Source organism: Nonomuraea sp. NPDC049714 (genome assembly GCF_044465295.1).
Classification (GTDB): domain Bacteria; phylum Actinomycetota; class Actinomycetes; order Streptosporangiales; family Streptosporangiaceae; genus Nonomuraea.
On record NZ_JBITLM010000002.1, the window covers coordinates 573,044 to 587,547 of the forward strand.

The window sequence follows — 14,504 nt, forward strand, 5'->3', positions numbered from 1 at the left end:
CCTCACCGTTCACGCCGCACCTCCACGTTGCCGTACTCGTCCACCTCGGCGGTGAAACCGGGGTGGATGGGGATGGTGGAGCCGTACTCCTCGATGACCGCGGGCCCCTCGACGACGGCGCCGGGTTCCAGCGCGGCGCGCTGGTGGATCGGCGTGTCGTGCCGCTCCTCGAAGTGCACCTTCCTGGCCGCCGCCACGGGCTCGACCTTCTGGTACGGGCTGCGCCGGATGGCCGGCCGGGTGATCGGCCCGATGCCCGAGACGCGGAAGTTGACCCATTCGACGCCGTGGCGCTGATCGTCGCGGTAGGCGTAGCCGTACAGCTTCTCGTGGGCGTCGTGGAAGCGGCTGACCACCTCCTTCCGCCAGCCCTCGTCGATCGGCCCGACCGGGGCGGGGACGCGGACCTCGTACGCCTGGCCGTAGTAGCGCAGGTCGGCGCTGCGGACGTGGACCGGCTGGTCGAAGCCCTCGCGGTCGAGCGCCTCGGCCGCCTCGGCCTCCAGCTCGGCGAACAGCCGCGCCGTCGTGTCCAGCTCCAGCTCGCGGGTGACGTGCGTACGGACGTAGTCGTTCTTGACGTCCACGGTGAGCAGCCCGAACGCCGACACGTTCCCCGGCTCGGGCGGGACGATCACCGCGGGCAGGCCGAGGATGTCGATGAGGCGGCAGGCCAGCAGCGGCCCCGAGCCGCCGAACGTCACCAGCGGGAAGTCCCGTACGTCCAGGCCGCGCTTGACGGTGAGCCGGCGGATCGCGTTGCTCTGGTTGAACGCGCTGATCTCCAGGATGCCCGTCGCGGTGCGCTCGGGGGTGAGCCCGAGCTTGTCGGCCAGCGCCTCGATGCCCGTCCGGGCGGCGTCGGCGTCGAGCGGGATCTCGCCGCCGAGCAGGTGCGGCGGGATGCGGCCGAGGTAGACGTGCGCGTCGGTGACGGTCACCTCGGTGCCACCCCTGCGGTAGCAGAGGGGGCCCGGATCGGCGCCCGCCGAGCGGGGTCCGACCTTGAGCGTGCCCTCCGGCGAGATCCACGCGACCGAGCCGCCGCCCGCTCCCACGGTGACGATGTCGATCATCGGGATCTTGCAGGGGTAGCGGCCGACCGCGCCCTCGGTGGTGATGGACGGCTCGCCGTCGATCACCACCGCCACGTCCGTCGAGGTGCCGCCGCCGTCCAGGGTGATCACCGACGGGTGGCCGGCGGTGTCGGCGATCAGCGCCGCGCCGAGCGCGCCCGCCGCCGGCCCCGACAGCACGGTGGTGATGGGCTGGTTGACGACCTCACGGGCCGACAGCACGCCGCCGTTGGACTTCATCACCGAGAACGTCCGGCCCAGGCGGCTCGACAGGTTGGCGATGTACCGGCGCATGCCGGGCTTGACCGCCGCGTCGACCAGCGTGGTGACGGCGCGCTCGTACTCGCGGTATTCACGCAGCACGTCGCTGGAGATCGAGACGACCGCCTCGGGGTGCTCGCGCGCCAGCACCTCCCGCATCCGCCGCTCGTGGTCGGGGTTGGCGTAGGAGTGCAGGAAGCAGACGCCGATCGTGGTGACGCCTCTGGTACGGAACCAGCGGGCCACCTCGACCGCCTGCTCCTCGGGAAACGGCCGGACCTCGGCGCCCAGGTGGTCGAGCCGGCCGCCGACGGTCCGCACCAGGTGCACCGGCACGATCCGCGGCGGCTTGACCCAGAAGTAGGAGTTGCCGTAACCGTCGGGGACGCTCTGCCTGCCGATCTCCAGGATGAACTCGAAGCCCTCGGTGGTGATCAGCCCGAGGTCGGCGATGCGCTCTTCGAGCAGCTGGTTCGTGGCCACGGTGGTGCCGTGCACGATCGAGGAGACGTTGTGCTCTCCCAGGTGCTCGCCCAGATGCTCGCCCAGCTTGCCGAGGCCGGTGATGAACCCGTCGGCCGGGTTGGCGGGGGTGGAAGGGGTCTTGGTCGTGACGATCTCACCGGTCTGCTCGTCCACGGCCACCACATCGGTGAACGTGCCGCCGGTGTCGACTCCAATACGGACGCTTCGCATGGCTCCTCAGCTTCGGCGCCGGCCGAGCACTTCGTGGATGACCTTTGGCGCGTTCTCGGTGCCGACGTAGGCCGCGAGTCGCACCACCATCTCCTGCGATTTGGCCAGCTCGGCCTCCACCCTGGCCTTACCCGACTGGCCGGCCTGCACGCCGAAGTAGGCGCCGATGATGGTGCCGACCACTCCGGCGACGCCGGCGAACAGCGCGGCGAACTCGCCGGTGGCGAACACGGCCGCGCCGAACGCGACGAGCACGGCGATGATGCCGGTCACCACCACGAGGAAGCCGTAACGCCATCTGGCCGCATCGGCCTGCGCGGCCGTGACATCGTCCGGCGTCATCATGGCGTCGAGTGTGGGCGGTTTGTCGGTGACCACAGATTCCTCCTGTTGTTTCAGAGGAGAAATCTCCCATGAGGTCATAGAACTAGCCAAGCGATAAGGTGGCACCCCGTGACTGATCTGTCTGCCTTGTCTCCTGTGCCCTCGGGGTCCCGCGCCGCTGTGCTGAAGTTCTACTTCGGCCCCATGGACTGCGGGAAGTCCACGCTGGCGCTGCAGATGAACTACAACCACAGCCGCCAGGGCAGGCGTGGGCTGGTGCTGACCAAACATGACAGGTCGGGCGGCCCGAGGGTCACCAGCAGAATAGGGCTCGGCCGGGAGGCCGTCGAGGTGGTCGACGGCCTCGATCTGGTGGAGCTGGTACGCGGGCACGACCGGATCGACTACCTCATCTGCGACGAGGCGTGCTTCTACGCCGTGGAGCAGATCGAGCAGCTCGCCGACCTGGTCGACGAGCACGGCGTCGACGTCTACGCCTTCGGCCTCGCCTCGGACTTCAGGTCGGTGATGTTCCCCGCGGCGCAGCGGCTGTTCGAGCTCGCCGACGAGGTGTGCCGGCTGCAGGTCGAGGTGCTGTGCTGGTGCGGGCGGCCGGGGCTGCTGAACGGCAGGATCGTCGGCGGGCGGCTGGTGCGCACCGGCGAGCAGGTGGTCATCGGCGACACCGACGCCTCCCCTGTCCGCTATCAGGTGCTCTGCCGCCGCCACCACCGCACGGGGCTGCTCGGCGAGGGCATGCCGCAGGGAGCAGGGGAGCCCGGGGAATCCGTCGTCGGTCAGACCGCGCAGTAACCGTCGTCGCATCCGTCGGCGGGGGCGGCGAGCTGGGTGATCGGCTTCTGGCCGGTGCGTTCGGCGACCTCGTCGATCGCGGCCTCGAACGTCTCCACCGGCTGCGCGCCCGACACCGCGTACTGGCCCTCGAACAGGAACAGCGGCACCCCGGTGACACCGAGCGTGCGCGCCCTGGCGATCTGCTCGCCGACCTGCTCGGCGCCCTCGCCCGTGTCGCGTACGCCCACCTCGGTGGCGAGCCGGGCCAGCACCTCCGGGTCGCTGACGTCCAGCCCGTCGGTGAAGTGGGCGCGGAACAGCCGCTCGGCCATCTCCATGCCGAGCCCCTGCCGGGACGCCACCTCGACCAGCCGGTGCGCCTGCAGCGTGTTGGCGCTCAGCGCACGGTCGTAGCGCAGGTCCAGGCCCTCCTCGGCGGCCACGCCGATGACCCGGGAGGCCATCTGCCCGGCGTTGGCGCCGAACTTGCGGTCCAGCATCGCGAGCACCGGCTCGGCCTCGGCGGGCGTGCTGGGATCGAGCTGGAAGGGACGCATCGTCACTTCGATCGTGCCGCCCTTGGCGCGGAACGCCTCAGCCGCCCGGGCGAAGCGGGCGTGGCCGATATAACACCAGGGGCAGACCACGTCGGAGAAGATTTCAACTTTCACGTTCGATGACAACCTGTGGCGCGGCTGCGGCATTCCACTCCTGTACGGTCAGCCGGAGGCGAGCTCCTCCAGCCGGTAGGGGAGATAGGCCGAGCCGTCCACGAGGGCCGACGCCCCGCGCCACCAGCCGAACCACTCGGCGCTGCGCCACATCCAGTCCACCCGCTCGATCGCGGCCACCACGTCGCCGACGTCCGCCCAGCGCTCGCCCAGCTGCTCGGCGGTGGCGCCGTGGCGCAGCGCCCAGTCGCGCAGGATCCGGGCCGCCGCCGCCTCCACCGGCTTGGTGTACGGGTCGGGCTCGTCACCCGGCAGGCGGTGCGGGCCCAGCCCGGCGGCCACCCCCCAGCTCCACTGCGCCTCGGCGGGGCGGGAGTAACGCAGCGAATGGAAGTCCAGGTTGGAGCCGAGGTCCTCGTCGGCCCGCCGGGTGACCACCGCGTCGAGCCGCCCGCCGGCGTCGAAGTGGACGACCAACCGCTGGCCCGGCCGCACGCCCCGGGGCAGGTCGAAGCGGTCCTCCGCCTGCCAGGAGTTGAGGTCCACCTCGGCGGCCGGCTCACCCCACAGCTCGTCGGCGGCGTCGTCGGACACCCAGGCGGCCAGCATCTCCAGCGCGGTCAGGTCCGTCCACGGCTCGATCGCGACCGCCGTGCGCAGCACCTCGTCGGGCGCGGGCAGCTTGCCGCCCCTGGGCCGCGTCCACCACTCGACGCCCAGGTCCCGGGTGCCGACGAGCAGCGCGGCGATGGCGGCGAGCTCGGACGACCGCCGGGTGAGCGACGCGCCCACCGCCAGGCCGACGCAGCGGTCGGCACGCTCGTCACCGATGACCGGGCGCGCGTCGGCGATCAACGCGTCGGCGGTCGGGTGCTCCTCTCCGAGCAGGTCTCTGACGACTCGTCTGGCCTCGGTCCGTGCGTCTTCAGCATGTGCCTGCCGCATACCGTCACGCTACGCCGGGAGATCCTTTTCCGCGAGACCCGGCACGTCCGGGCCTTGGCCGCTCGCCTCCGGCCTGCGGCCGGCCCCGCGAATCCGGCGGACCCTCCGGCCCCTGACTGTACGCACGCGGCCGCGCCGAAGCGCTAGCGGCGGCCGCGTCCGAGCAGCCAGCCCACGGCGGCGCCGGTGAGCGCCACGCCCGCACCCATGCCGAAGGCGGCCAGCATCACCCACGGGCGCGTCTCGGTGCGTTGCTCGACCGGTCGCTCGTAGACGGCCGGGCCGGCGACCGCCGCCCGGCCAGGCCATGGCTCCCGTGGTGCCGCCTCGGAGACCGGCCGGCGCAGGCCGCCTTCCCCGGTTGCTCCGGGGACCGGCAGGTCAGGGCTGCCTTCGCCGAACTCCCCGACGGGCGCTCCCGTGGGACGATCCGGGGCGCGGAGGTGGTCCTCCACGGCCGCGAAGAACTCGCCGGCCGTCTTCTTGGCCACTGAGCCGAGCATGCGCTGACCCACTCCGCCGATCATGCCGCCGATCACCGCGTCGGCGTCGTAGTCGACCCGGGTGCCGCTGTCGATCTCGCTGAGTCGTACCAGCACGGTGGCGTCCACCGTGCCCGGCGCGCCCTGTCCCCGGGCTCTGAGCACGAAGCTCTCCGGTGCGGAGGGGTCGGCCAGCGCCACCTCCCCCTGGTAGACGCCCTTCAAGGACGCGATCCCCGCGTTGACCGTCATCCGGTAGGTGTCCGGCCCGCACGCCTCCAGGCGCTCACAGCCCGGGATGGTGCGCACCAGCACCGCCGGATCCTGCAGCGCGGCCCACACACGGTCTCTTTCGATGCCGATCACGGCACTGCCTGCGACTTTCACACAGCCACTCTAGAAAGCGATCTCCCGCCGCGATAAGGGCAACACCTGCCCAACCGGTTCCCGATCCGTCAGGAGGGCTGGCAGGATGGGGCGGCATTGTGCGGGGGGGACGACGGGGGCGGCAAAGGTGGGCGAGGCGAGGGCGGCCGTGGGAGCGGCCGTGGTGACCGTAGTCCTGCTGGCCGGGGCCTGTTCGGCGGGATCGCCGTCGCGCGTCGCCGGCACTGAGCCCACGCGAGCCCCACCCCCGCGCCGCAGGATGGCCAGGGGCTTCCGCGTCCTGGTCAGGAAGATCAAGCGCCGGGGCTTCGAGCTGGGCAACCTCCAGGCGTACCTGGAAGCCGCCGCCTCCGCGCGCAGGTAGGCCCCCGTCCGCCCTGAGGCGTAGGCGGCGGTCAGCCGCGCGGGTGACGCGCCGGACCACCGCCGGGCGCCATCGTTGAGCCTCGTGTGACCAAGGTCGCATCGCATTGCTCTACAGGCTGTAGTACTACTTTGAGTAGATGTACTACAGCCCGTAGAGCTCAGGACCGGCGAGGGGAAAATGGACGCACTAGATCTTGCGCGGTGGCAGTTCGGGGTGACCACCGTCTACCACTTCCTGTTCGTGCCGTTGACGATCGGCCTGGGCGTCTTCGTGGCAGGACTGCAGACCGCCTGGCACCGTACGGGGAAGGAGCACTACCTCCGGCTGACGAAGTTCTTCGGCAAGCTCTTTCTGATCAACTTCGCGATGGGCGTGGTCACCGGCATCGTGCAGGAGTTCCAGTTCGGCATGAACTGGTCGGAGTACTCCACCTTCGTGGGTGATGTGTTCGGCGCGCCGCTGGCCATGGAGGCGTTGCTGGCGTTCTTCATGGAATCCACGTTCCTGGGCCTGTGGATCTTCGGCTGGGACCGGCTGCCGAAGAGGGTGCACCTGGCGTGCATCTGGGCGGCCGCGATCGGCTCGAACCTTTCCGCCTACTTCATCCTGGCGGCCAACGCGTGGATGAAGCACCCGGTCGGCTACGAGGTCGTCGACGGCAAGGCCCGGATGACCGACCTGTGGGCGGTGCTGACCAACTCGACCGCCCTGGCCCAGGTGCCGCACGTGATCGGCTCGGCGTTCGTGGTGGCGGGCGGGTTCGTGCTGGCGGTGTGCGGCTACTGGCTGCTGCGGACGCGCGCCGACATGTGGCGCGGCGCCGCGCGGGCGGCGCTGGTGATGACGGCCATCGCGGGGGCGGTCGTCGCGGGCACCGGCGACACGTCCGCCAAGCTCCTGTACGAGCAGCAGCCGATGAAGCTGGCCTCCGCCGAGGGGCTCGAACGCGACACCGCCGGCGCGGCGTTCTCGGTGGCGCCCGGCATCGAGATCCCCAAGGTGCTCAGCTTCCTGTCCACCAACGACTTCGACGCCACCGTGCAGGGCACCGAGGACCTGCAGGCGCGGTTCGAGAAGGAGTTCGGCCCCGGCGACTACCGGCCGAACCAGACGATCGTGTTCTGGTCGTTCCGCGTCATGATCGTGTTCGGCCTGGCCACCGTCGGCCTGTCGGTGCTCGCCCTGTGGCTGACCCGGCGCCGCCGGCCGATGCCGGGTTGGCTGTCCCGGCTGTTCGTGCTGGCCCTGCCCGCGCCGCTGATCGCGGTGACCGCCGGCTGGCTGCTGAGCGAGATGGGCAGGCAGCCCTGGGTGGTGGCGGGCGAGCTGCTCACCGCGGCCGGCGTCTCCCCCGGGGTGAGCCTGACCGAGGTGGCCATCTCACTGACGATCTTCACCCTGCTGTACGGCTCGCTCGCGGTGGCGGAGGTCGTCCTGCTGACCAGGCATGTGCGCAAGGGCCTCGACGAGCCCGAGCCCGTCCGCACGGCCGAGAAACTCGAACCGTCGCTCATGTATTGAGACGCGGACAATCCTGAGGTGCGGACAGTCATGAGGTGCACACAATGATCGACCTGTGGTTCGTCATCATCGCCTTCCTGTGGACCGGCTACTTCGTCCTTGAGGGCTTCGACTTCGGTGTGGGGTTGCTGGCGCCGTTCGTCAGCGCGGACGGCGAGGAGCAGCGGCAGAGCCTGCAGACGATCGGCCCGGTCTGGGACGGCAACGAGGTCTGGCTGATCACCGCCGTGGGCGCCATGTTCGCCGCCTTCCCGGCCTGGTACGCGGGCATGTTCAGCGGCTTCTACCTGCCTGTCGTGCTGGTCCTGGTCGGCCTGATCGTGCGCGGCGTCGGCCTGGAGTGGCGCGGCAAGGTGGCCGACCCCGCCTGGTGCGACCTGGGCATCGTGGTCGGCAGCGCGCTGCCGGCGTTCGTCTGGGGCACGGTCTTCGCCGATCTGCTGTACGGCAGCGCCGGGGCGGCACTGCTCGGCGGGGCGTTCACGCTCTCGGTGTGCCTGCTGCACGGCGCGGTGTTCCTGGCACTGCGGACCGAGGGTCCGGTACGCCGGCGCGCCAGGACGGCCGCGCTGGCCGCGAGCGTCGTGGTGATCCCGGTGGCCGTGGTGGCGCTGTCGAGCATGGGCTCCCCGCCGGCGCTGGTCGCCTTGGGCCTGCTGGCGGCGGCCACCGTGCTGGCCTTCCTGCGCAGGGAGGGCTGGGCGTTCACCGCCATGGCGGCGGCCATCGTGCTGGTCTCGGTGGCGGTCTTCAGCCAGCTCAGGGGCGCGCCCCTGCCCGGCCTGACGCTGGCCGAGGCGGCCTCCGGCCCCTACACGCTGACCATGCTGACCTGGATCGGGCTGATCGCGCTGCCGTTCGTGCTCGGCTATCAGGGGTGGACGTACTGGGTGTTCAGAAAGCGTGTTCAGGTGGCGACCGCGCCGCCGAGGTAGAGGCGGCCCAGACGGGGGTCGGCGGCCAGCCTGCGCGCGGGGCCGGAGATGTGCACCCGGCCGAGGTCGAGCACGCAGCCGACGTCGGCCATCTCCAGCGCCCGGCGCGCGTTCTGCTCCACCAGCAGCACCGCGACCCCGGCCCGGCGCATCAGGTCGATCTGGTCGAAGACGGTCTGAGTGGTGCGCGGGTCGAGCCCCATCGACGGCTCGTCGAGCAGCACCACGGCGGGTTCGAGCATGAGGGCGCGGGCGAACTCGACCTGCTTCTGCTGCCCGCCGGACAGCAGCCCGGCCATGCTTGCCCACCTCTCGGCGACGACCGGGAACAGCGCCTTGACCTCCTCGATCCGCCGCTCCAGCCTGGCCGTGTCGCGGACGGTGTAGCCGCCGAGCCGGACGTTCTCGGCCACCGTCATCTCGCGGAAGACGCTGTGCCCCTGCAGCACGTGGGCCAGCCCGAGACCGAGCAGCCGCTGCGGCGAGCGGCCGGTGACGTCGTGGCCGTTCAGCAGCACCCGGCCCGACCTGGGCGCGAGCAGTCCGCTGGCGACTCTGAGCACAGTGGACTTGCCCGCGCCGTTGGGGCCGACCAGGCAGACCACCTCGCCGGCTCTGACCGTGACGGACAGGCCGCGCAGCACCGGCGCCGCCCGCCCATAACCGGCCACGACCTCTTCCAGGCAGAGCACGATCTCAGACACCTAGGTACGCCTCCAGCACACGAGGGTCGTTGCGCACCGCCGAAGGCGGCCCTTCCGCGATGGGCCTGCCCCGGTCGAAGACGATCACATGGTCGCTCATGCCCATGACCATGTCCATGTTGTGCTCGACGACCAGGAACGTGCGGCCTTCGGCGTTGAGGTCACGCACCAGCGTGACGATCCGGTCGATGAGCGCCGGGTTGACGCCGCCCGCCGGCTCGTCGAGCAGCACCAGCTCGGGCTCGGCCATGAGGACGGCGGCCAGCTCCAGCAGTTTCTGCTGGCCGTAGGAGAGGTTGCGGGCCTCGGCCCGCTCCAGGTGGTCGATGCCCATCCGGCGCAGCCAGTGGCGGGCCCGCTCCACCTCACCCCTGTCGTGCAGCCCGGCCAGCAGCTCGCGCAGCCGGGTGCGGCGGACGGCGACGAGCATGTTCTCCAGCACGGTCAGGCGGGGGAAGATCCGGCAGAGCTGGAAGGTGCGGCCGAGTCCGGCGTGCGCCACGCGGTGTGGCGAGCGACCGGTGATGTCGCGGTCGCGGTAGGTCACGCGGCCCGAGTCCGGCTTGATCATTCCGGTGACGAGGTTGAAGAAGGTGGTCTTGCCGCAGCCGTTCGGGCCGATCAGGGCGTTGATCGCGCCGTCGCGGATCTCGACGGACGCCCCCTCCACGGCCAGCACCCCGCCGAAGGCCTTGGTCAGCCCCTCCGTGCGCAGCGAGATCATCGGGCCGCCCCTTCCAGCCGCTGCCCCGCACTCTCCTCGGGGATGGAGCCCGTGTCCCGTTTCCTGGCGAACCTGGCGATGATGCCCTCCGGCATGAAGAGGACCACCAGGATGAGCAGCAGCCCGGTCGCGGTCAGGTGAATCTGCGTCTCGCCCAGCGCGACCAGGAAGTACTCGCCGGCCGGGGCGACGATGAGCGCGCCGAGCAGCGGGCCGAGCAGGTGCCTGGCCCCGCCGAGCAGGCTCATCAGCACCATGTACGAGCCGATCAGGATGGAGAAGACGAAGATCGGGTCGAGACTGCCGAACCAGAGCGCGTACAAGCCTCCCGCCAGGGCGACGAACAGGGCCGACAGCGCGAAGGCGGCGACCTTGTAGGCCGCCGTCGGCACGCCGAGCGACTCGGCCTTGTCCTCGTCCTCCCTGATCGCCCGCAGTCCGGCGCCGAAGCGCGAGCGGCCGATGAACCACCAGGCCGCCAGCACCAGGGCGAGCAGCGCCAGGAACAGGTAGAAGAACACCAGGTGCGTCTCCCCTCGGTGCAGATCCGGGAACGGCGAGGGCACCTGCAGGCCGGTCGAACCGCCGGTCAGCGAGCGCCAGCCCTGGACGAGCAGGTTCATCATCGACACCAGCGCGATCGACACGATCACGAACGACGCGCCGCGCACCCGCACCGCCGCGATCCCCACGGCCACGGCGAACCCCGTGACCAGCACTGCCGCCGCGAGCAGCGCGACGAGCCAGGGCACGCCCAGCCGGGTCACCAGCAGCCCGGTGCCGTACGCGCCGAGCCCGAAGAACGCCGAGTGGCCGAGCGAGACGTAGCCGGTGAACCCGCCGAGCAGGTTCCACGAGGTGGCCATCGCCGCGTACATCACGGTGAGCACCCCGGCGTAGACCAGGTAATAGTTGGGCACGAGCCACGGGTAGCCGATCGCCAGCGCGGCGGCGAGCGCCAGGAGTCCTCTAGAAGCGATGCGCAAGCCGGCCTCCGAAGAACCCCTGGGGGCGCACGAGCAGGGTCAGGAAGAGGAATACGTAGAACATCATCGTCGCCCAGGTGGCGTCGACCGTCACCAGCACGAGGCCTTCGACCACGCCGAGCATGACCGCCGCGAGCGCCGCGCCGAGCACGCTGCCGAGGCCCCCGACCACGATGATGGCCATCAGCTTGCCGATCCACACCCAGTGCGAGGCGGGGAAGAACGGCGTGATCAGCGCCAGCACCGTGCCGCCGACGGCGGCGGTCGCCAGCCCCAGCCCGAATCCGTAGCCGGCGACCCGCTCGGTCTGGATGCCGACCAGCCTGGCCGCCTCCCGGTGCTGGATGGTGGCGCGCAGCGACCGGCCGAACCTGCTTCTGATCAGCACCGCGAACAGCACGCCGAGCGTGACGGCGGCGACCCCGAAGGCGATCAGTTTGTCGTACGGCAGGTGCACCCCGCCGACGGTGAACGACCGGGTCGCGTAGTCCATGCTGATCGACTTGTAGGACCCGCTGTAGACGGTGCCGAGCAGCCCTTCGATGGTGAGCGCGAGGCCGAAGGTGAGCAGCACCGACATCATGGCCACGTTCTCGGGGTCCAGCCGGGCGATGAGCAGCCGCTGCACCGCCACCCCGAGCGCGAAGAAGATCGGCACGGTCAGCGGCAGCGTCAGGAACGGGTCCACGCCGAGCGCGGTGTGCAGCGTGTACGTCAGGTAGGCGGCCAGGAACAGAAAGGCCGGGTGCGCCACCATCACCACCCGCATGACGCCGAAGTACAGCGACAGCCCGGAGGCGAGCAGGGCGTACAGGCCGCCCGTCAGCACGCCCAGGGCCAGCCCCTGCAGGAGCAGGCTCACCACTGCTTCTTCGGGTAGACGAGCTCGGTCGTCTGGGCCTCGGACCCCTCGGGCAGCACGATCTCGACCTTGCCGTCCACGTACTGCTGGATCATGTGCGCCTGCTCGGGCCGGCCCTTGTCGTCGAAGGAGAGCGGGCCCACGACGGTGTCGAAGGTGGCCTGCCGCAGGTGCGCGGTCAGCTTGTCCTGGCACTCCTTGGCGGGCTCGACGCATTTGACGGCGTTGACGGCCGCCTCGACGACCTGGCCGACGGTGTAGCCGTTGGCGGCGTCCTCGTTGGCCTCTCCGTCGAACATCTCCTGATAGCGCTTGACGAGCTCGTCGTTGCCGGTGAAGCCGGAGCGGGCGGACCAGCCGACGGGCGAGACGATGTGCTCGACGGCGCCCTTGACCGCGTCGGGGAACTCCGACAGCGTCGGCCCGGTGGAGAAGGCGGCCAGCTTGGGCTGCACCTTCAGCTCCTGCAGGGCGCGCACCAGGCCCACGGAGTCCTCGAACTGCGTGCCGCCGACCACGATGTCCGGCTTCGCGGCGGCGATCTTGGCGGCGATGGGGGCGAAGTCGGTGGTCTCCGGCGGGTAGACCTCGTCCACCACCGTCTCGATCCCGGCGGCGGCCAGCTTGTCCCTGAGCCCGTAGGCGGTGCCCTGCGCGAACGGGTCGTCCAGGCTGGCGTACGCCGCGGTCTTGGGCCGTTGGCCGGCGGGCAGCTTGACGAGGTAGTCGGCCAGGTAGTCGTAGTGGTCGTCCGCGATGGCGGGAGCGGCGTAGAACAGTCGCGTGAAGCCCTGCTCGAAGACCTCCTTGGCGGCCCCTGCGGGCTCCACGAAGAGCATGTCGTACGACTCCGCGACCTTGGCCGCCGGGATGACCAGCCGCGAGGAGAACGGCCCGAAGACCAGGTTGACCTTGTCCTGGGTGATGAGGGACTCGTAGTCGGAGCTGACCCTGTTGGGGTCGGAGGCGTCGTCGCGGAAGATCAGCTCGACCGGCCTGCCGAGCAGCCCGCCCCTGGCGTTCACCCGGTCCGCCCAGACCTGGTAGCCCTCCTGGATACCCTTGCCAGGCTCGGAGAAGTCGCCGGTCAGCGGGAGCGAGATGCCGATCTTGACTGGTCCCTGTCCCGGCTGCGGCGCCGCGCCGGGCTCGTCCGTCTTCGCGCAGGCGGCCAGTCCCAGACTCACTATCGTGATGATCGCCAGGCCGTTGAGAACTCTTGCCATGGGGGGCACCTCCGTGAGAAGAGGTAGTACGTAAGCGCTTTCGCAAGCGCTTTCGGTCACGATTACACGCGATTCACCGCCAGACAAGGGGGATGTGCGATGCCGTCTCCGCCCCGGCTCATCGATGTCGCCAGAGCCGCCGGGGTCTCTCTGGCGACGGCGTCGCGGGCCATGACGGGCAGCGCCGGCGTACGCGCGGAGGTCGCCGCGCACGTGCGGGCGGTCGCGTCACAGGTCGGCTACGTGCCCAACAGCCATGCCAGGGCGCTGGCCGGCGGGCAGGCGTCGATGGTCGGGCTGATCGTGCATGACGTGGGCGACCCCTACTTCGCCGAGATCGCCAGGGGCGTGCTGCGCGAGACCGACCGCCGCGGCTATCTGGCGCTCATCAGCCAGACCGAGCGCGATCCGCGGGCCGAGCTGGCCAGGATCCGGGCGCTGAGGGCGCACCGGGTGACCTCGATCGTGCTGGCCGGCTCGGGTTACGTCGAGGCGGACGCGGAGGCCGGCACCGCCGCCGAGGTGCGCTCGTTCACCGCCGCGGGCGGCCGGGTGACGGTGATCGGCCGCCATCACCTCCCGGTGGACGCGGTGCTGCCCGACAACGTCAACGGCGGCGCCACCCTCATGCGGCACCTGCTGGAGCTGGGCCACCGCCGCATCGGCGTGCTCGGCGGCCCGGCGAGCCTGACCACCGTCGAGGACCGGCTGGCCGGGTTGCGGTCGGCCGCCGACGCCGGCGGGCTCGGCTGGCAGGCGATCCCCGTCGTGCACGGCGACTTCACCCGCGAGGGCGGCGCGGCGGCCGCCGCGAGGCTGCTGGCGGCACACCCGGCCCTGACGGCCGTGGTCGCGCTGAACGACCCGATGGCGGTGGGCGCGCTGTCATGGCTGCTCCACAGCGGGCGCCGGGTGCCCGAAGAGATCTCGCTCGCCGGGTTCGACGACGTGCCGGTGGCCGCCGACGTCTACCCGGCGCTCACCACGATCAGACTGCCGATGATCGCGATGGGCCGGCAGGCCCTGGAGCTGGCGCTCAAACCTCCCGCCTCCCGGCCACGCCGCCGCCGCACCACGCACGAGCTGGTGGTCAGGGCGTCCACCGCGCCGGTCAGCCGGCCGTCGGGGTCGGGCTGACGCGGTGGTCCGTCAGGTGCAGGTCGCCCTTGAGCGGACCCTGGAGCGTCTTCAGCACCTTGAGGTCGCCCAGCACCGTCCACAGCGGGCCGACCAGGTGCGGCTTGTACTCGGGCGCCTGGTCCATCCAGGCGTTCTTCCCTTCCTCACTGGTGAAGGTGTTCACGAAGAACTCGCCGGCGTCGGTCTTGCAGTAGCCGGTGCGCAGGTCGCTCGCGTCGACCTGCATGCGGGGTTCGCAGCCCACCTGGGCGGAGAGGTCCTCCACGGTGAGCGGCGCCGCGGGGGCCTGGTTGTTCGCGGCGGCGACATAGCCGCCGCCGCTCTCGTCGCCTCCTGGCGCACATGCTGCGACGAGCCCGACCAGCAGCGCGAAAGCGGTCAGACGTGAATAAGTCGTCATGT

The 14,504-nt window shown here is 70.8% G+C and carries 16 protein-coding genes; 5 read left to right on the forward strand and 11 right to left on the reverse strand.

Annotation, left to right across the window (positions count from 1 at the left end; translation table 11 throughout):
• Nucleotides 1–2: 2 nt before the first annotated feature.
• Both ACIBQX_RS09555 and ACIBQX_RS09560 read right to left on the reverse strand, forming a co-directional pair.
• Nucleotides 3–2,033, reverse strand: a complete 2,031-nt coding sequence (locus tag ACIBQX_RS09555) for a hydantoinase/oxoprolinase family protein (RefSeq protein WP_397002474.1) — start codon at nucleotides 2,031–2,033, stop codon at nucleotides 3–5.
• 6 nt (nucleotides 2,034–2,039) lie between these two features.
• A complete protein-coding gene (locus ACIBQX_RS09560; RefSeq protein WP_397002476.1) occupies nucleotides 2,040–2,411 on the reverse strand; it encodes a hypothetical protein in 372 nt (123 codons plus the stop codon).
• Nucleotides 2,412–2,486: 75 nt separating this feature from the next.
• On the opposite strand from ACIBQX_RS09560, the gene ACIBQX_RS09565 reads away from it, so the two are divergent.
• The gene (locus ACIBQX_RS09565; RefSeq protein ID WP_397002478.1) at nucleotides 2,487–3,170 is read left to right on the forward strand and encodes a thymidine kinase; all 684 of its coding nucleotides are present in this window, start codon (nucleotides 2,487–2,489) and stop codon (nucleotides 3,168–3,170) included.
• Here the strand turns inward: ACIBQX_RS09565 and ACIBQX_RS09570 are convergent.
• From ACIBQX_RS09570 to ACIBQX_RS09580, 3 genes are all read right to left on the reverse strand, one after another.
• Nucleotides 3,155–3,823 carry a DsbA family protein gene (locus ACIBQX_RS09570; protein ID WP_397002480.1) on the reverse strand — a complete coding sequence of 223 codons (669 nt, stop codon included), beginning with the start codon at nucleotides 3,821–3,823 and terminating at the stop codon, nucleotides 3,155–3,157. The two genes, ACIBQX_RS09565 and ACIBQX_RS09570, sit on opposite strands and share 16 nt — an antisense overlap.
• Nucleotides 3,824–3,871: 48 nt before the next feature.
• Nucleotides 3,872–4,768, reverse strand: coding sequence for a hypothetical protein (locus ACIBQX_RS09575; RefSeq protein WP_397002482.1), 897 nt, complete (start codon nucleotides 4,766–4,768; stop codon nucleotides 3,872–3,874).
• A 143-nt stretch (nucleotides 4,769–4,911) separates the two neighbouring features.
• On the reverse strand, nucleotides 4,912–5,637 hold the full coding sequence (locus tag ACIBQX_RS09580) for a carbon monoxide dehydrogenase subunit G (RefSeq protein ID WP_397002484.1): 726 nt from the start codon (nucleotides 5,635–5,637) through the stop codon (nucleotides 4,912–4,914).
• A 160-nt stretch (nucleotides 5,638–5,797) separates the two neighbouring features.
• Between ACIBQX_RS09580 and ACIBQX_RS09585 the strand changes: the two genes are divergently transcribed.
• From ACIBQX_RS09585 to cydB, 3 genes are all read left to right on the forward strand, one after another.
• Nucleotides 5,798–6,001: a hypothetical protein gene (locus ACIBQX_RS09585; protein ID WP_397002486.1), complete on the forward strand. Its 204-nt coding sequence runs from the start codon at nucleotides 5,798–5,800 to the stop codon at nucleotides 5,999–6,001.
• 180 nt (nucleotides 6,002–6,181) lie between these two features.
• Nucleotides 6,182–7,525, forward strand: coding sequence for a cytochrome ubiquinol oxidase subunit I (locus tag ACIBQX_RS09590; RefSeq protein ID WP_397002488.1), 1,344 nt, complete (start codon nucleotides 6,182–6,184; stop codon nucleotides 7,523–7,525).
• A 44-nt stretch (nucleotides 7,526–7,569) separates the two neighbouring features.
• Nucleotides 7,570–8,460 carry a cytochrome d ubiquinol oxidase subunit II gene (gene cydB / locus ACIBQX_RS09595; protein WP_397003839.1) on the forward strand — a complete coding sequence of 297 codons (891 nt, stop codon included), beginning with the start codon at nucleotides 7,570–7,572 and terminating at the stop codon, nucleotides 8,458–8,460.
• Here the strand turns inward: cydB and ACIBQX_RS09600 are convergent.
• From ACIBQX_RS09600 to ACIBQX_RS09620, 5 genes are read right to left on the reverse strand one after another with little or no spacing between them, the layout of a single operon-like run.
• A complete protein-coding gene (locus ACIBQX_RS09600; protein ID WP_397002490.1) occupies nucleotides 8,433–9,164 on the reverse strand; it encodes an ABC transporter ATP-binding protein in 732 nt (243 codons plus the stop codon). The genes cydB and ACIBQX_RS09600 overlap by 28 nt on opposite strands.
• Nucleotides 9,157–9,888, reverse strand: coding sequence for an ABC transporter ATP-binding protein (locus ACIBQX_RS09605; RefSeq protein WP_397002492.1), 732 nt, complete (start codon nucleotides 9,886–9,888; stop codon nucleotides 9,157–9,159). The genes ACIBQX_RS09600 and ACIBQX_RS09605 overlap by 8 nt, the downstream gene beginning before the upstream one ends.
• The gene (locus ACIBQX_RS09610) at nucleotides 9,885–10,874 is read right to left on the reverse strand and encodes a branched-chain amino acid ABC transporter permease (RefSeq protein ID WP_397002494.1); all 990 of its coding nucleotides are present in this window, start codon (nucleotides 10,872–10,874) and stop codon (nucleotides 9,885–9,887) included. The genes ACIBQX_RS09605 and ACIBQX_RS09610 overlap by 4 nt, the downstream gene beginning before the upstream one ends.
• Nucleotides 10,858–11,736, reverse strand: coding sequence for a branched-chain amino acid ABC transporter permease (locus tag ACIBQX_RS09615; protein WP_397002496.1), 879 nt, complete (start codon nucleotides 11,734–11,736; stop codon nucleotides 10,858–10,860). Before ACIBQX_RS09615 ends, ACIBQX_RS09610 begins: the two co-directional genes overlap by 17 nt.
• Nucleotides 11,733–12,962, reverse strand: a complete 1,230-nt coding sequence (locus ACIBQX_RS09620; RefSeq protein ID WP_397002498.1) for an amino acid ABC transporter substrate-binding protein — start codon at nucleotides 12,960–12,962, stop codon at nucleotides 11,733–11,735. Before ACIBQX_RS09620 ends, ACIBQX_RS09615 begins: the two co-directional genes overlap by 4 nt.
• A gap of 99 nt (nucleotides 12,963–13,061) precedes the next feature.
• On the opposite strand from ACIBQX_RS09620, the gene ACIBQX_RS09625 reads away from it, so the two are divergent.
• Nucleotides 13,062–14,099: a LacI family DNA-binding transcriptional regulator gene (locus ACIBQX_RS09625; protein WP_397002500.1), complete on the forward strand. Its 1,038-nt coding sequence runs from the start codon at nucleotides 13,062–13,064 to the stop codon at nucleotides 14,097–14,099.
• On the opposite strand, the gene ACIBQX_RS09630 is transcribed toward ACIBQX_RS09625, so the two are convergent.
• Entirely contained in the window at nucleotides 14,074–14,502 is a 429-nt protein-coding gene (locus tag ACIBQX_RS09630) for a hypothetical protein (protein WP_397002502.1), read from the reverse strand. The two genes, ACIBQX_RS09625 and ACIBQX_RS09630, sit on opposite strands and share 26 nt — an antisense overlap.
• Nucleotides 14,503–14,504 lie beyond the last annotated feature (2 nt).

Excerpts from the sequence above, each read along its gene's own strand:
- ACIBQX_RS09590 (WP_397002488.1), top strand. The coding sequence starts at position 6,182 with ATGGACGCACTAGATCTTGCGCGGTGGCAGTTCGGGGTGACCACCGTC.
- ACIBQX_RS09620 (WP_397002498.1), bottom strand. The coding sequence starts at position 12,962 with ATGGCAAGAGTTCTCAACGGCCTGGCGATCATCACGATAGTGAGTCTG.
- ACIBQX_RS09630 (WP_397002502.1), bottom strand. The coding sequence starts at position 14,502 with ATGACGACTTATTCACGTCTGACCGCTTTCGCGCTGCTGGTCGGGCTC.
- ACIBQX_RS09575 (WP_397002482.1), bottom strand. The coding sequence starts at position 4,768 with ATGCGGCAGGCACATGCTGAAGACGCACGGACCGAGGCCAGACGAGTC.
- ACIBQX_RS09605 (WP_397002492.1), bottom strand. The coding sequence starts at position 9,888 with ATGATCTCGCTGCGCACGGAGGGGCTGACCAAGGCCTTCGGCGGGGTG.
- ACIBQX_RS09625 (WP_397002500.1), top strand. The coding sequence starts at position 13,062 with ATGCCGTCTCCGCCCCGGCTCATCGATGTCGCCAGAGCCGCCGGGGTC.
- cydB (WP_397003839.1), top strand. The coding sequence starts at position 7,570 with ATGATCGACCTGTGGTTCGTCATCATCGCCTTCCTGTGGACCGGCTAC.
- ACIBQX_RS09555 (WP_397002474.1), bottom strand. The coding sequence starts at position 2,033 with ATGCGAAGCGTCCGTATTGGAGTCGACACCGGCGGCACGTTCACCGAT.